Source organism: Asanoa siamensis (genome assembly GCF_016862555.1).
GTDB classification, from domain to species: Bacteria; Actinomycetota; Actinomycetes; order Mycobacteriales; family Micromonosporaceae; genus Asanoa; species Asanoa siamensis.
In genome coordinates this window covers 1-14,272 of sequence record NZ_BONE01000132.1, presented here as the reverse complement: position 1 = coordinate 14,272, position 14,272 = coordinate 1, and the positions used below count along the sequence as shown (strand labels likewise).

The 14,272-nt window shown below is 74.3% G+C and carries 17 protein-coding genes; 11 read left to right on the top strand and 6 right to left on the bottom strand.

The features are described from left to right. Window positions 1-704: cytochrome P450 (locus tag Asi02nite_RS39340; protein ID WP_203719149.1), on the top strand; the 704-nt coding region annotated here is incomplete at its 5' end. Here the strand turns inward: Asi02nite_RS39340 and Asi02nite_RS39335 are convergent. Next, window positions 691-1,107, bottom strand: a complete 417-nt coding sequence (locus Asi02nite_RS39335) for a CBS domain-containing protein (protein WP_203719148.1) — start codon at window positions 1,105-1,107, stop codon at window positions 691-693. The two genes, Asi02nite_RS39340 and Asi02nite_RS39335, sit on opposite strands and share 14 nt — an antisense overlap. Window positions 1,108-1,212: 105 nt before the next feature. Between Asi02nite_RS39335 and Asi02nite_RS39330 the strand changes: the two genes are divergently transcribed. The 3 genes from Asi02nite_RS39330 to Asi02nite_RS39320 all read left to right on the top strand — a co-directional run bounded on the left by Asi02nite_RS39330 (window position 1,213) and on the right by Asi02nite_RS39320 (window position 3,414). Beyond that, entirely contained in the window at window positions 1,213-1,614 is a 402-nt protein-coding gene (locus tag Asi02nite_RS39330) for a hypothetical protein (protein ID WP_203719147.1), read from the top strand. A gap of 81 nt (window positions 1,615-1,695) precedes the next feature. Continuing rightward, window positions 1,696-2,370, top strand: coding sequence for a DUF6766 family protein (locus Asi02nite_RS39325; protein ID WP_203719146.1), 675 nt, complete (start codon window positions 1,696-1,698; stop codon window positions 2,368-2,370). Window positions 2,371-2,391: 21 nt separating this feature from the next. Next, window positions 2,392-3,414: a DNA topoisomerase IB gene (locus Asi02nite_RS39320; RefSeq protein ID WP_203719145.1), complete on the top strand. Its 1,023-nt coding sequence runs from the start codon at window positions 2,392-2,394 to the stop codon at window positions 3,412-3,414. A 5-nt stretch (window positions 3,415-3,419) separates the two neighbouring features. Here the strand turns inward: Asi02nite_RS39320 and Asi02nite_RS39315 are convergent, their stop codons facing one another. Both Asi02nite_RS39315 and Asi02nite_RS39310 read right to left on the bottom strand, forming a co-directional pair. Continuing rightward, window positions 3,420-4,538 (bottom strand): sigma-70 family RNA polymerase sigma factor, encoded by a 1,119-nt coding sequence (locus Asi02nite_RS39315; protein WP_203719144.1) that lies wholly within the window; start codon window positions 4,536-4,538, stop codon window positions 3,420-3,422. Window positions 4,539-4,623: 85 nt separating this feature from the next. Beyond that, the gene (locus Asi02nite_RS39310; protein ID WP_203719143.1) at window positions 4,624-6,099 is read right to left on the bottom strand and encodes a long-chain-fatty-acid--CoA ligase; all 1,476 of its coding nucleotides are present in this window, start codon (window positions 6,097-6,099) and stop codon (window positions 4,624-4,626) included. Between the two features lie 125 nt (window positions 6,100-6,224). Here Asi02nite_RS39310 and Asi02nite_RS39305 point away from each other — a divergent pair, with 125 nt between their 5' ends. From Asi02nite_RS39305 to Asi02nite_RS39290, 4 genes are read left to right on the top strand one after another with little or no spacing between them, the layout of a single operon-like run. Beyond that, entirely contained in the window at window positions 6,225-6,797 is a 573-nt protein-coding gene (locus tag Asi02nite_RS39305; protein WP_239127650.1) for an RNA polymerase sigma factor, read from the top strand. After that, entirely contained in the window at window positions 6,794-7,345 is a 552-nt protein-coding gene (locus Asi02nite_RS39300) for a hypothetical protein (RefSeq protein WP_203719141.1), read from the top strand. Before Asi02nite_RS39305 ends, Asi02nite_RS39300 begins: the two co-directional genes overlap by 4 nt. Next, the gene (locus Asi02nite_RS39295; RefSeq protein WP_203719140.1) at window positions 7,342-7,731 is read left to right on the top strand and encodes a hypothetical protein; all 390 of its coding nucleotides are present in this window, start codon (window positions 7,342-7,344) and stop codon (window positions 7,729-7,731) included. Before Asi02nite_RS39300 ends, Asi02nite_RS39295 begins: the two co-directional genes overlap by 4 nt. Further along, window positions 7,731-9,842: a bifunctional polysaccharide deacetylase/glycosyltransferase family 2 protein gene (locus tag Asi02nite_RS39290; protein WP_203719139.1), complete on the top strand. Its 2,112-nt coding sequence runs from the start codon at window positions 7,731-7,733 to the stop codon at window positions 9,840-9,842. Before Asi02nite_RS39295 ends, Asi02nite_RS39290 begins: the two co-directional genes overlap by 1 nt. On the opposite strand, the gene Asi02nite_RS39285 is transcribed toward Asi02nite_RS39290, so the two are convergent. Beyond that, window positions 9,817-10,401 carry a TetR/AcrR family transcriptional regulator gene (locus Asi02nite_RS39285; RefSeq protein ID WP_203719138.1) on the bottom strand — a complete coding sequence of 195 codons (585 nt, stop codon included), beginning with the start codon at window positions 10,399-10,401 and terminating at the stop codon, window positions 9,817-9,819. The genes Asi02nite_RS39290 and Asi02nite_RS39285 overlap by 26 nt on opposite strands. Before the next feature lie 62 nt (window positions 10,402-10,463). Between Asi02nite_RS39285 and Asi02nite_RS39280 the strand changes: the two genes are divergently transcribed. Further along, window positions 10,464-11,240 carry a class I SAM-dependent methyltransferase gene (locus Asi02nite_RS39280; protein WP_203719137.1) on the top strand — a complete coding sequence of 259 codons (777 nt, stop codon included), beginning with the start codon at window positions 10,464-10,466 and terminating at the stop codon, window positions 11,238-11,240. A 3-nt stretch (window positions 11,241-11,243) separates the two neighbouring features. Beyond that, the gene (locus Asi02nite_RS39275; protein WP_203719136.1) at window positions 11,244-11,906 is read left to right on the top strand and encodes a nucleoside/nucleotide kinase family protein; all 663 of its coding nucleotides are present in this window, start codon (window positions 11,244-11,246) and stop codon (window positions 11,904-11,906) included. 11 nt (window positions 11,907-11,917) lie between these two features. Here Asi02nite_RS39275 and Asi02nite_RS39270 read toward each other — a convergent pair whose 3' ends face one another. Next, on the bottom strand, window positions 11,918-12,895 hold the full coding sequence (locus Asi02nite_RS39270; RefSeq protein WP_203719135.1) for a phosphotransferase: 978 nt from the start codon (window positions 12,893-12,895) through the stop codon (window positions 11,918-11,920). 41 nt (window positions 12,896-12,936) lie between these two features. Further along, window positions 12,937-13,536, bottom strand: coding sequence for an iron transporter (locus Asi02nite_RS39265; RefSeq protein WP_203719134.1), 600 nt, complete (start codon window positions 13,534-13,536; stop codon window positions 12,937-12,939). A 42-nt stretch (window positions 13,537-13,578) separates the two neighbouring features. Between Asi02nite_RS39265 and Asi02nite_RS39260 the strand changes: the two genes are divergently transcribed. Further along, on the top strand, window positions 13,579-14,232 hold the full coding sequence (locus Asi02nite_RS39260) for an NADPH-dependent F420 reductase (RefSeq protein WP_505606704.1): 654 nt from the start codon (window positions 13,579-13,581) through the stop codon (window positions 14,230-14,232). The last annotated feature ends 40 nt before the right edge of the window (window positions 14,233-14,272 follow it).

The window sequence follows — 14,272 nt, the reverse complement described above, 5'->3', positions numbered from 1 at the left end:
CCCGCCGCGCCCGCCGGCGCCAGGAGGAGCGGCTCGCCGACCTGGTGACCGACCTGCGGCGCAAGGGTCGACCGACCGAGCCCGGCGGCACGGCGGTCGAGGTCGTCGCCCACCACCGCGGCGACGACGGCCACCTGCTGAACCCTTCGACCGCCGCCGTCGAACTGCTCAACGTCGTGCGGCCGACGGTCGCGGTCGCCTGGTTCGTCGCGTTCGCCGCGCACGCCCTGCACCTCCGGCCGGAGCAGCGCGAGCGGCTGCGGGCCGGCGACCCGGGCTTCGCGGCCGCGTTCGCCCACGAGGTCCGCCGGTTCTATCCGTTCGCGCCGTTTGTCGGCGGGCGGGCCCCCGGCGACGTCGCGTTCGCGGGGCACCGGATCCCGGCGGGCGCGCTGGTCCTGCTCGACCTCTACGGCCAGAACCACGACCCCGCACTGTGGAAGGACCCCTACCGGTTCGATCCCGAGCGGTTCCTGGGCCCCGACGCCGCCGCGCTGGACCCCTTCACGCTCGTGCCGCAGGGAGCCGGCGACCCGGCCACGGGCCACCGCTGCCCGGGCGAGCCCAACACGGTCGCCCTGCTCAGTGACCTCGCGGTCCGGGTCGCCCGGCTCGACTACACCGTGCCGCCGCAGGATCTGGCCGTCCCGCTGGACCGCATCCCGACGCGTCCGCGCGACGGCATGCTCGTCAGCTGTCGCTGATCGCGTCGAGGAGGGCACCGACCGGCTTGTCCGGCAGGGCGCGGGCCACGTCCGCGACCGCGACGATGCCGACCAGGGAGTGGCCGTCGATGACCGGGAGCCGCCTCACCTGGTGGCTGCCCATCGTGCGGAGGATCTCCTCCGCGTCGTCGTCCGCGCCGATCGTGACCGGCTTGCCCTGGCCGAGCTCGCCCGCGGTGACCTTCTCGGGGTCGCGGCCGTCGGCGAGCACCTTCACCACGATGTCGCGGTCGGTCAGCATCCCCTTGAGCCGGTTGTCGGTGCCGCAGATCGGCAGCGAGCCGACCTTGAGCTCGGCCATCTTGCGGGCCGCCGCGGCCACGGTCTCGTTCTCGCCGACGCAGGTCGCGTCGGCCGTCATGATCTCTCTCGCGGTGGTCATGGCGTTCGGGTCCTCTCTTCTGGGGTGCCTGGGAGGTACCCGGGGCGGAGGGTGTCAACCGCGTGGCACCGCATAACCGAAGGGGCGTTTGGGAAGACTGTGCGCATGAAGCGAACGGCACTGCTCGCCGTCGCCGGAAGCGTCCTCGCGCTCGCGGGTTGCGGCGGTCCCGGCGGCCGTGAGGACGCGGCCGCCGCCGTCGCGGTCCGGCTGCTCGACTCCGTCGCGCGCGGCGACGGTGCCGGCGCGTGCGCGACCCTCGCCCCCGAGACGCTCGCCGACCTGGAGAAGTCGGCCGACCAGCCGTGCGCGCAGGCGGTCCTCGACGAGGACCTGCCGGCGCCCGGACAGGTCACGACGACCAATGTGTACGGACAGTGGGCGCAGGTCCGGCTCGACACCGACACCGTCTTCCTCGCCGTGTTCCGGGGCGGCTGGCGGGTGGTCGCGGCCGGCTGCGAGCCGCGCGAGGGCAAGCCGTACGACTGCACGCTCCAGGGGGTGTGAGATGCGGGTCATGTTCGCGTTCCTGCTGGTGTTCGTGACGCTCGGGCTCGCCTACATCATCGTGTTGGGGGTGCTGCACCGATGAGGCGCTTCCTGCGGGAGAACTCGCTCGGCCTGACGTTCGGCGTGCTGTTCCTGATCGTCCTCGTCGGACAGGCGTTCGCCGGGCACGCCAACTTCAACCAGGAGCAGGTCGCGGAGGGGCTCGAGCCGATCTCGCTGGGCCGCTACGTCACCTCGGCGAGCTTCGGCGTCGACGTCTCGGAGAACTGGCAGTCCGAATATCTCCAGTTCTTCCTCTACATCTTCCTCACCGTGTGGCTGGTGCAGAAGGGCTCCCCGGAGTCCAAGCAGCTCGACAAGGTCGGGCGTGAGACGCACGAGGACCAGAAGATGGGCGAGCACGCCCAACCGGAGTCGCCGCGGTGGGCCCGCGAACCCGGTCTCCGGCGCGGGCTCTTCTCCAACTCGCTCGGCCTGGTGATGGGCGCGATCTTCCTCGGCTCGTGGACCGCGCAGTCCATCGCCGGTGTGGCCGCGTACAACGAGGAGCAGCTCAGCCAGCTCGAGGACACCGTCTCCTGGGGCCGCTACCTGATCGAGCCCGACTTCTGGAACCGGACCCTGCAGAACTGGCAGTCCGAGCTGCTCGCGGTCGCCTCGATGGTGGTGCTCTCGATCTATCTGCGCCAGCGCGGATCGCCGGAGTCCAAACCGGTCGGTTCCGCGCACAATGCCACCGGCGTTGAAGGCTGATTTCCGGGGTATCCACCGGCCGTGCGATTACGGCGAAGCGACACGGGCCGGCCGGGCTACACGCGGCGCCGTCGTGGCAAGGGGTTCAGCTACCTCGACCCCGACGGCGCCGTCGTCACCGACCGCGCGACACTGGCCCGGTTCCGGGCGCTGGTGATCCCGCCCGCCTGGCGCGAGGTGTGGATCTGCGCCGACCCACGCGGACACATCCAGGCCACGGGTACGGACGCGGCCGGGCGACGGCAGTACCGCTACCACGACGCGTGGCGGGCCAAGCGGGACGCGGCGAAGTTCGACCACGTGCTCGAGGTGGGCGCGCACCTGCCGGCCATCAGGTCGGCCGTCGACACGCACCTCGCGGGGCGCGGCGCCACCCGCGAGCGAGTGCTCGCCGCCGCGGTGCGGCTGCTGGACGTGGGCTGCTTCCGGATCGGTGGCGAGGAGTACGCCAACGGCGCCGACGCGAGCTTCGGGCTCGCCACCGTGCGGCGCGAGCACGTGGCCCTCACCGACGGTCTGGTGCGGTTCTGCTACCCGGCCAAGGGCGGGCTCCAGCGCACCATCGACGTCCGCGACGACGACCTGCGCGCGGTCGTCCGCTCGCTGCTGGCCCGCCCGACCGACCAGCCGGAGCTGCTGGCCTACCGCGCCGGGCGGCGCTGGGTCGACGTGCGCAGTACCGACGTCAACGCGTACCTGCGGGAGATCGCCGGCATCGAGATCAGCGCCAAGGACTTCCGCACCTGGAACGGCACGGTGCTGGCCGCGGTCGCGCTGGCGGTCGACGAGATCGGGGCCCGCAAGCGCCGGTCGGCGACCGCGCGCAAGCGGGCGGTGCCCGCGGCGATCCGCGAGGTGGCCGACTATCTGGGCAACACACCCGCCGTCGCCCGATCGTCCTATGTCGACCCGCGCGTCGTCGACCTGTTCCAGGACGGCGTGACGATCGCGCCGGCGCTCGACGGTGCCGCGCCCGACCTCGACGACCGCGCGACCCGGGACCGGCTCGAAGCGGCCGTCCTCGACCTGCTGTCGTCCGGCTGACCGGTTCAGCCGCGCTGGACCAGCGGGGCGAGGCCCGCGACCCGCAGGCAGCGGGCGACCGTCGGGTTCGGGGCGACCAGGGCGAAGTCGACACCGCTCGTGTGCGCCACCCCGTACGCCCGGGCGAGGGCCGCCACCCCGGCCGCGTCGAGCAGCGGCACCCGGCGGAGATCGACCCGCACCCCGCTGCGGGCGTGCCGGCAGCAGTGCACCAGGGCGGCGCGCAACCGCTCAGCGTTGTCGGCGTCGACCTCGCCGCGCGGCGCCACCACCGTGACGTCGCCCACGCGGGAGACGGCCATGTCCAGCTCGGTGGCGTCCGGCTCGTCCTGGCCGGCCCACGGCGGCGGCTGGTCGCTGAGCATCGCCTCGCGCAGCCAGGCGAGCGTGCGTGACAGCAGCCGGGACACGTGCATCTGGGACAGGCCGGTGGCCGCCGCGATCTCCACCTGGGTCTGGTTGCCGTAGAACCGCAGGGTGAGGATCCGGCGTTCCCGCTCCGGCAGGCGGGCGATCAGCTCGCGGACCGTCAGCCGGTCGTCGAGCCCCTCGAGCTCGGAGTCGCGGACGCCGATCAGATCGCCCAGCTCGGCGGCGCCGTCGTCGCCCGACACCGGGGCATTGAACGACCGGGCGGCCTTCGCGCCGCTGGCCAGCAGCGCCGCGGTCACCTCGTCGCCGGAGACGCCGAGACGGGCGGCCAGCTCTGCCCGGGTCGGCGGCCGGCGCAGCTCGCGGGCGAGGTCCTCGACCGCCGCCCACAGCCGCAGCGTCAGCTCCTGGACCGCGCGGGGGACGTGGGTGTCCCAGGACGTGTCGCGGAAGTGCCGGCGCAGGGCACCGCGCACGGTCATGATCGCGTACGCGGTGAACGAGCCCCGGTCGGTGTCGAGCTGGTCGACCGCCCGGACCATCGCGAGCCGGGCCACCTGGCACAGGTCGTCGTAGGGCACGCCACGCCCCCGGTAGCGACCCGCCAGCCGGTCCGCGAACGGCACCAGCGCGCTGACGAACTCGTCCCGCGCCCGGCCCGCCGCCGCGCCGTCGTGGCCGGCCAGCTCGTATCGGCGCGCGGCGGCATCCAGCTCACCGTCCGTGATAGAGAGAGCACTCTGGGTTGACATCTGGGCACCTCCGCACGCCAAAAGTTGTCGACCGACAACTATGCGGCGTGCCCGGACTGTAACTCGCGGTTCGGCGAACCGCACATTATCGACGCAGCGACACGAACTCCCTGACCTCCCGCTTGAGCAGCTTGCCGGTGGCGTTCTTCGGCAGGGCGTCGACCACCCGCACCTCACGCGGACTCTTGTAGTCGGCGAGCCGCTCCCGGCAGTACGCGATGAGCGCGTCCGGGTCCAGGTCGCGGCCGGGCCGGACGGTGACCACCGCGACGATCTCCTCGCCGAGCCGCTCGTCGAGCCGTCCCACGACCGCCGCCTCGGCGACCGCCGGATGGCCGTAGAGGACCTCCTCGACCTCGCGCGGGTAGACGTTGAAGCCGCCGCGGATGATCAGGTCCTTGATCCGGTCGACCACGTAGAGGAACCCGTCCGCGTCGCGGTAGCCGAGGTCGCCGGTGTGCAGCCAGCCGTCGCGGATCGCCTCCGCCGTGGCCGTCGGGTTGTTGTGGTAGCCCTTCATCACCACGTGCCCACGGACCAGCAACTCGCCGACCTCGCCGTCGGGCAGCGCGCCGCCGTCCGGTGCCGCGACGCGCACGTCGACGCCCCAGATCGGCCGGCCGATCGAGCGGATCCGGCGGTCGTCGACGCCGGGGTTCATCGTCGCGGTGCTGCCCGTCTCGGACAGGCCGTAGCCCTCCAGCACGGTGATGCCGAACTTCTCCTCGACGCCCTTGAGCACCGCCTCCGGCATGGAGGCCCCACCGCACGAGCCGATCCGCAGCGCGGACAGGTCGCGGCCGGCGGTGTCGGCGTGCAGCAGGGCGTGGTACATCGTCGGCACTCCGGCGAGCACGCTGACCCGGTGGTCGTGCAGCACGTCGAGGACGAGGTCGACGTCGAACCGGGGCACGGCCGCGATCGTGCCGCCCTTGCGGATCGCCACGTTGACGACGCTGGACAGGCCGTACACGTGGAAGAACGGGAGCACCGCGAGCGAGACGTCGTCGGGGCGGGTGTCGAACCGGTCGCCGGCCAGCGAGCAGTTGAGGTAGAGCTGGAAGTGGCTCAGCTCGGCGCCCTTCGGCCGGCCCGTCGTGCCGCTCGTGTAGATGATGACCGCGGTGTCGTCGGCGTCGGTCGTCGCCGCCCACGGCAGCGGAGCCGGATCGCCGAGAAAGTCGGGCTGGTCCGGGTTGAGCACCGCAACGCCGGCGTCGGCCACCGCGGCCGCCGACAGGTCACCCGCGACCACCGCGCGGGCGCCGCTGTCGGCCAGGATGTGCGCGGCCTCGGCGGCCTTGAGCAGCGGGTTCATCGGCACCGCGACCAGGCCGGCCTTGAGGATGCCGAAATAGCACTCGAGGAACTCGACGCGGTTGGGCAGCATCAGCGCGACCCGGTCGCCCTTCGCCGCGTGGCGCAGCAGGCCGGCGGCGGCCCGGTCGGCGGCCGCGTCCAGCTCCGCGTAGCTGACCTTGCGATCGCCGAAGATGACCGCCGTCTTGTCGGGGTCGCGGCGGGCCGACTCGCGGAGGATCACGCTGAGGTTGAAGGTCATGAGCGGCCTCCCCGGTTCGTACGCGTGCCGTCGATTCTGCCTTCGGGTCGTGCCACCCGTCGATGTCCCCCTGCTTTCTTTCCCAGGGTGGTGACACTTCCGCCGGCGCCGGCGCTCTCTATCCCGTGACCGACCTGCTGGTTGAGCCGGCCCAGCTCGGCGACCTCACCGCCGCGGTGGAGGCCGCGCGGGACGGCGACGAGAGCGCCTTCCGCGAGCTGTTCCGGGCCGTACAGCCGCCGCTGCTGCGCTACCTGCGCGGGCTGATCGGCGAGGACGCCGAGGACGTGGCGTCGGAGACCTGGCTCCAGGTCTGTCGCGACCTGCCCCGGTTCAGCGGTGACTACACGAACTTCCGCGCCTGGACCGCCACCGTCGCCCGGCACCGGGCGCTGGACCATGCCCGCAAGATGCGCCGGCGGCCGAGCGTGCCGGTGCCGGTCGAGACGCTGGCCGACCTGGCGAGTGGCGCCGACACCGCGCACGAGGCCGCCGACGCGGTGGCGACGGGTGCCGCGATCGCGCTGGTCGCGTCGCTGCCCGCCCAGCAGGCCGAGGCCGTGCTGCTGCGGGTCGTGATGGGGCTCGACGCGGAGACGGTCGGGCGCATCCTGGGCAAGCGGCCAGGCGCGGTGCGCACAGCGGCGTACCGGGGGCTGCGCCGGCTGGCCGAACTGGTGCCCGAGGACCCGCGGTGACCGGTTGGCCCGACCGGGCCGCCGCCGAACGCCTGCTCGACGGGGCGCACGCCGACACGCCGCTGGGTCGGGTGCTGACCCACGCCCGCGGGCCGGCCGGGCCGCACGAGTTGCTGGGCGAGGGCGCGGCGGTGGCGGGGTTCCGGGCCGCGGACCGGGCGCCGGCGCCTTCGCGGGCGCGGCGCGCGGTCTCGCGGGTGCTCGCCGTCAAGGTCGCGGTCGTCGGCGCGCTGCTGACGGGTTCGGGGCTCGCCGTCGCGAGCGTCACCGGGACGCTGCCCGGCGTGACCCGCGACGAGCCACGGCCGGCGCCGGTGGTGCCGGCACCGTCGCCCGCACCGGTGACCGGCGTCGACGACCCGGCGCGACGGGTCCCGGCGGGCACACCGCCGCGGACGCCGGGCGGGCCGCCGTCCGCGCTGCCCAACGGGCGCGGGAAGGGGCCCGACGAGCACGCGCGGTCACCGCACCCGCGGCGCAACAGCGCGCATCCGACGCCGGTGCGGAAGAACCAGCCGTCGAAGACGCCCAAGGATCCGCACCCGTGAGCGCGGACGTGTTCGTCGACCGGACCGGGCGGCGCCGCCGGATCCTCACCTGGGTGGCCGTCGCCTCGGGGGCGCTGCTCGTCAGCGCCCTGGGCCTGCTCGCCGCGGGGCTGCTCGCCGGCGGGCCGCTGCCGCTGGCCGGCTGGACCGGCGACGGACCGGGGACGCCCGGGCGCGACGCCGCGGTGATCGGGCCGGCGCCCGTGCCGCCGCCTCCTGTCACGCAGCGGGCGACCGCGCCGTCTTCGCGGGCGCGCCCGTCCGTCGCCGCCACTCCCAGGCCATCCGCCGCCACCGCCTCCGCCACCGACCGGCCCGGTCGGGGCGTGGGGCGCGGCAACAAGCCGACCGCCAAGCCCGACCATCCCCGGCCCAAGGCCGGCTGATGCCCGCCCGACACCGGCCGCGCCACGTCGCGCGGCGTGATCCGCGTGCGCACTGGGTGCTGTTCGCCCTGGGCCTGGTCGTGCTGCTGGCCGGTCTCGCGTTCGACGGGTACGCCCGCGGCGGTGGCGGCGGGTCCGGCCGTCCGGGCGTTGTCACGGAGGCGGCGACCCCGCTCGGCGGGCCGTTCCTGCGGGCCGACCGGGGTGGGCTGGTCAGCCGGTCGCTGCCGGCGCGGACCGTGGCGCTCACCTTCGACGACGGGCCGGATCCACGGTGGACGCCGCAGGTGCTCGACGTGCTGCGCCGGCACGGCGTACCGGGGACGTTCTTCGCCGTCGGCTCGCGCGTCGACGCGGAGCCGGAACTGGCCCGGCGGATCGTGGCGGAGGGTCACGACCTGGGCTCGCACACGTTCACCCACGCCGACCTCGGCGCGGCCGCGACCTGGCGGCGGCGCCTGGAGCTCACCCTGACCCGCAACGCGATCGCCGGCGCCACGGGCGGGCAGGCGCCGCTGTTCCGGCCGCCGTACTCGTCCCGGCCGGGCGACGTGTCCGCCGACGACCTCTCGGCGCTGCGGGACGCCACGGCCCAGGGCCAGACCGCGGTGCTGGCGGATCTGGACACCAACGACTGGCAACGCCCCGGGGTCGACGCGATCGTCCGGGCGGGCCTGCCCGCCGGCGACGCCGGGACGGTGCTGCTGCTGCACGACGGCGGCGGCGACCGCTCACAGACCGTCGCGGCCCTGGACCAGCTCATCCCGATGCTGCAGGGGCGGGGTTACCGGTTCACCACGGTGTCGGCGGCGCTGGGAGTGCCTGCGCCCGCCGCGTCGGCGGGTGACCGGATCCGTGGCACGGCGCTGCGCTGGTTCCAGGGCCTCGGCGGCGTCCTGTCGGCCGTGATGACCTGGCTGCTCGTGGTGGCGCTGGTGCTGGGCGTCGCCCGGCTGGCGTTCCAGGCGGGGTGCGCGTGGTGGCACGCGCGGCGGCGCCGCCCGTCGGAGCGTGGCGTGTGGTCGCCGGTCTCGGTCATCGTTCCCGCCTACAACGAGGCGGCGAACATCCGGGCGACCGTGCTGTCGTTGGTCGGCGGGGCGCACCCGTCGGTGGAGGTGATCGTCGTCGACGACGGGTCCACCGACGGCACGGCCGACATCGTCGCGCGGCTGGGCCTGCCCGGGGTGCGGGTCGTCCGGCAGCGCAACGCGGGCAAGCCGGCGGCCCTGAACACGGGCATCGCGGCGGCCCGGGCCGACCTGCTCGTGCTGGTCGACGGCGACACGGTGTTCCAGCCGGACACCGTCCACCGGCTGGTGCAACCGTTCGCGGACCCGCGGGTGGGCGCGGTGTCGGGCAACGCGAAGGTGGCCAACCGGTCGCGGTGGCTGGGCCGGTGGCAACACCTGGAGTACGTGATCGGCTTCAACCTCGACCGCCGGATGTACGCGGTGCTGCGCTGCATGCCGACGATCCCGGGCGCGGTCGGCGCGTTCCGCCGCGCGGCCCTGCGCGACGTGGGCGGCGTCCCGGGCGACACGCTGGCGGAGGACACGGACCTGACGATGGCGCTGCACCGGGCGGGCTGGGAGGTGGCGTACGCCCCGCGGGCGGTGGCCTGGACGGAGGCACCGGCGACGCTGCGCCAACTCTGGCGGCAACGCTACCGCTGGGGCTACGGCACGATGCAGGCGATGTGGAAACACCGGGCGGCGCTGACCGAACGCGGGCGCCTGGGCCGCCGCGCCCTGCCATACCTGGCGGTCTTCCAGGTGCTGCTCCCCCTGACGGCGCCGGCCGTGGACGTCTTCGCGGTCTACGGCCTGCTCTTCCTCCCGACCGCGAAGCTCGCCCTGGGCTGGCTGCTGCTCCTCACGCTCCAGGCGGCGACGGCGGCCTTCGCCCTCCGCCTGGACGGCGAGTCGCTGCGCCCACTGTGGACGCTGCCGTTCCAGCAGATCCTCTACCGCCAGGTGATGTACCTGGTGGTTGTCCAGGCGGCGGTCACCGCCCTCCTCGGCACCCGCCTGCGCTGGCACCGCATGACCCGCACCGGCGCCGCGGCGGCCCTCGGCCCGGAGGTCAGCGCCGGACAGCCCCCGCGATGATCGACTCCACCAGGTGGTGCACGGCGGCGTGGTCCGGTGGCGGGTCGCCGGCCGAGAGCAGGTGGCCGCTGCCGATCAGGGTCAGGCCTAGCGTGTGGAGGTCGGCATCCGGAGCCAAGCGGCCCAGGTCGCGCTCGGCGGCCAGGTAGTCGGCGATCATGGCGGCCGCCTCCGACAGGAGTGGGACGCCGCGCGGATGGGTCGTGCGAAGACGGGCCCGGAGGCCGTCGCGGAAGGTGATCAAGGTGATCATCGCGACGGCGATCGACCCGAACAGGTCGGTGAGCGCGGTCGCCAGGTTGCTCGCGACCGTGCCCGTGCCGGCGGCGGCACGCAGGGTGGCCGCGCTGCGTTCCAGGCGGGCGATGCGGTCCCGCACCAACTCCGCCAGGAACGCGTCGAAGTCGGCGAAGTGGCGGTGCAGGACCCCCTTGGCCACGCCCGCCTCGTCGGTGACCGCGCGGCTGGTCAGGGCGCTCGGGCCCGCCCGGAGCAGGACCCGCTCGGCCGCGTCGAAGAGCTGTTCGCGAGCGTCGCGCAGGAACACGCCGGTCGGCAAGCCGGTTTCCTCCCCGGAGATAAGAGTGGGCGCCTGCCCACTCTTATCGCTAGAGTGGGCGCATGCCCACTGTACCGTCCGAACATCGCGCCGTGGCCGAGTCGTTCGGCGTGGACGCGGAGCGTTACGACCGGGCGCGGCCGCGCTATCCCGACGCGCTGATCTCGCGCATCGTGGCCGCGGGCCCGGGCTCTGACCTGCTCGACGTCGGCTGCGGCACGGGCATCGCGGCGCGTCAGTTCCAGGCGGCCGGCTGCCGGGTGCTGGGCGTCGACCCCGACCCGCGGATGGCCGCCCTGGCCCGGCGCCTCGGTGTCGACGTCGAGGTCGCGAAGATCGAGGAGTGGGACCCCGCCGGCCGCACCTTCGACACGGTCGTCGCCGCGCAGGCGTGGCACTGGGTCGACGCCGTGGCCGGCGCACGAGCGGCCGCGCGGGTGCTGCGCGCCGGCGGCCGGCTGGCGGTCTTCTGGAACGCGGGCCAACCGGCGCCCGCCGCCGCGGCGGCCTTCGCGGCCGTCACCGCCCGCCTCGTCCCGGAGTTGCCGGCCTATCCCGACGACGCGGTGAGCGCCTACACGGCGATGGCCGACGCGGCGGCCGACGGCCTGAGCCGAGCCGGTTTCGCCACCCCCGATCGCTGGCGGGACGACTGGCGACGCGACTACACCCGCGACGAGTGGCTGGACGTGCTGCCCACGCAGGGCTTGTTCACCCGCCTCCCACCCGACCGGCTGGCGGCGCTGCTCGACCGGACCGGCGCGGCGATCGACGCCCTCGGCGGCGCCTTCACCATGCACTACAGCGCGATCACCGTCACCGCGCAGCGGCGGGATTGATCGATGTCCGTCGCGCCCGACCGGGTTCGGGTCCTGCGTGCCGTCGCCGACCGTGTCCCGGAGCCGCGGGACGGGACCTGCGTCCGCGTCGGCGTGGACGGGCCGGACGGTGCGGGGAAGACGATGTTCGCCGACGGCCTCGCCGCCGTGCTCCGCGAACGCGGCCGGCCGGTCGTGCGGATCTCGCTCGACGACTTCCACCACGTGCGGGCCGTGCGCTACCGCGCGGGCCCACGGTCGCCCGAGGGCTTCTGGCGCGACTCGTACGACTACGCGCGGTTCCGTGCCGACGTCCTGGAGCCCTTCGGGCCACACGGCTCCCGCCGCTACCGGGTCGCCGGCCACGACCTGCGGACCGACGCCATCCTCTCGCCTGAGCCGCAGCTGGCCCCGCCGCACGCGGTGCTGGTCGTCGACGGCCTGTTCCTGCACCGCGACGAACTGGGCGCCCCGTGGGACCTGTCCGTGTTTCTCGACGTGCCGTTCACCGTGACCGCCCGCCGCATGGCATTGCGTGACGGCACCGAACCGGACCCGGACCATCCCGACATGCAGCGCTACGTGGGAGCGCAACGCATCTACTTCGCCGCCTGCGCCCCGCGGGAACGGGCCACCGTCCTGGTCGACAACACCGACGTCCACCGCCCCCGGATCCTGCGCGGCTGACCGCGCACCCGTCAGACGAGGTCCGGTTCGGTGAGTTCGGCGAGCCACTCGGCGGGGGCCGTGCGCACGTCGTCGTCCAGTGGCAGGGCCGCGCGGTCCAGGGCGCGTCGCCAGGACAGGGCCCGGCTCACCCGGGTCACCCTGCACGCCAGGGTTGCCGAGCGGCGTAGGGACGTCGGGTCGCCCGGCCACGCGGCCAGATAGGCGTCGCGCAAGCGGAGGAGTTCCGGGGCGCCCGGCTTCAGGTCGAAGGCGTGACCCGCCGACGAGAGCGTCACCAGCAGCGTGCCGAACGGGTGGGCCACGCTCGCGTCACCCCAGTCGAAGAAGCGGCCGTTCGCGAACACGTTGCCGTCGTGCAGGTCGTCGTGCTGCAGCGAGGGCGCCAGGCCGTCCGCGGCCAACTCCGCGCACCAGTCCGCGAACGCCGGCGCCACGCCGCGGACCGCCGCCAGCCGCTGCGCGCCCAGGTCGGCAGCCACCGCCGGCTCGTCGAGCAGACCGGCCAACAGCCCGGGTAGCAGGGTCGGACGCTGGTCGGGGACGCCGAGAGCGATCATCTCGTCGGCCCGCGGCGCCAGCGCCTGCTGCAGCGCCGCGTACGACGCCAGCAGCGCCGCCCAGTCGTCCAGGGTCGGCGCGGTGTCGCGCAGGATCGGGCCCGCGTCGGCCGTCAGCAGCCAGCCCCGGTCGGGGTCCGTCGCGACCGGCACCAGCACCGACGCCGGCGCCCACCAAGCCAGGGCCGAGGCCAGCGGCGCCTCGTAGCGGCAGCCGAACGTGTTGGCTTTGAACCAGTGGGGGCCGCTGTCGGTCGGCACCCGCAGGCTCACCGACCACGGCCGCACCCGGACCTGCTCGATCGGGCCCGTGACCGGCCGGCCCAGGGCCGCCAGCCGCTCCGTCGCCCAGGCCGAGGCGCCCGCCCGCCAGACCGGGTCGAGCCAGTCGTTGCCGTCTACAGTGGATACACCCGATGCCGTCCGCACGAGCGCCAAAATAGCGACCTGGCCCGTCCGGGAAAAGCGGATTACACAGCCGTCGGCGCGTCCGCACCCCGCGGCGAGCCCTCCGGGCTCTCCTTGCGGCCGTTGGCGAACGTCACGCGCTCGAACCGTGCCTCGACGCGCGACGCGTACCGCTTGCCGTTGACCGGGTCGTGCCGCATGAACGTCGGCGCCGCGATCCGGACCGTCACCTCGTAGGGCCCCGGGCCGGGCACCTTCGCGTTGCCGCCGTAGTGGTAGAGGAACGGGTGCCAGAGGAACGGCAGCTCCACGTTCGTCAGCACCGGGCGGCCGTCCTGCGACACGTCGACGTGCACCCGCAGCCCGGGCACGAACCGCCCGTCGCCCGCGTCGGCGACCGCCACCTCCGGGTGCACGTTGGCCTCCGGTGCGGCCTCGCGCCAGACCAGCACGCCGTCCTCCAGCATGTACATGCCCTCGGCGTCCTCGTTGACGAACGCCACCAGGTAGTCGCCCGCCCGGCCGGTCGCGGCGCCGTCCTCGTCGGCCATCGCGCCGATCGCGTGCCCGTACGCGTCGCCCTGCTCACGCGCCACCCGCAACTCGTCGCGCGTGGCCTCGTTGCTCTCTTCCATCGGCGGATAGGTCGGGTCTGTGGTCATTCCTGCCGCGTACCCACGAGGTGACGGCGAAAACACCGGAAGATCACGGCGCGGGGGTACGTTCCCGGAGGTATGGACATCGGAATCATCGGCGCCGGATACATCGGCGGCACGTTGGCCCGGCGGCTCGGCGCGCTCGGTCACCAGGTGGTGGTCGCCAACTCGCGCGGCCCGGAGACCCACGACGAGGCGCTCACCTCCGCACCCGGCGTGACGGCCGGCACCGTCGCCCAGGCCGTCGACCACGATCTGGTCGTCGTCTCGATCCCCACGCGGGCGGTGCCCGACCTGCCGGGCGACGCGTTCGCCGGCAAGGTGGTCGTCGACACCAACAACTACTACCCGCGGCGTGACGGGCGGATCGAGGCGATCGAGGCGGGCACCCCGTCGAGCCGCTGGGCCGCCGACCACCTGGCCGGCGCGCGGGTGGTCAAGGCCTTCAACACGATCAACTTCCGGCCGCTCGGTGACGCCGGGAAGCCGGCCGGCACGCCGGGGCGGATCGCGATCCCGCTCGCCGGCGACGACGCCGAGGCCAAGCGGGTGGTCGCGGAGCTGATCGACGCGCTCGGCTTCGACCCGGTCGACGCCGGCCCGCTGGACGAGAGCTGGCGCCAGGAGCCCGGCACCGCCGTCTACGGCGCCGACCTCGACGCCGACGGCGCCCGCACGGCACTCGCGGCGCAGACCCGCTGAGAGACCCGTCGGGTACGGCGGGAGGGTGCTCCCGCCGTAC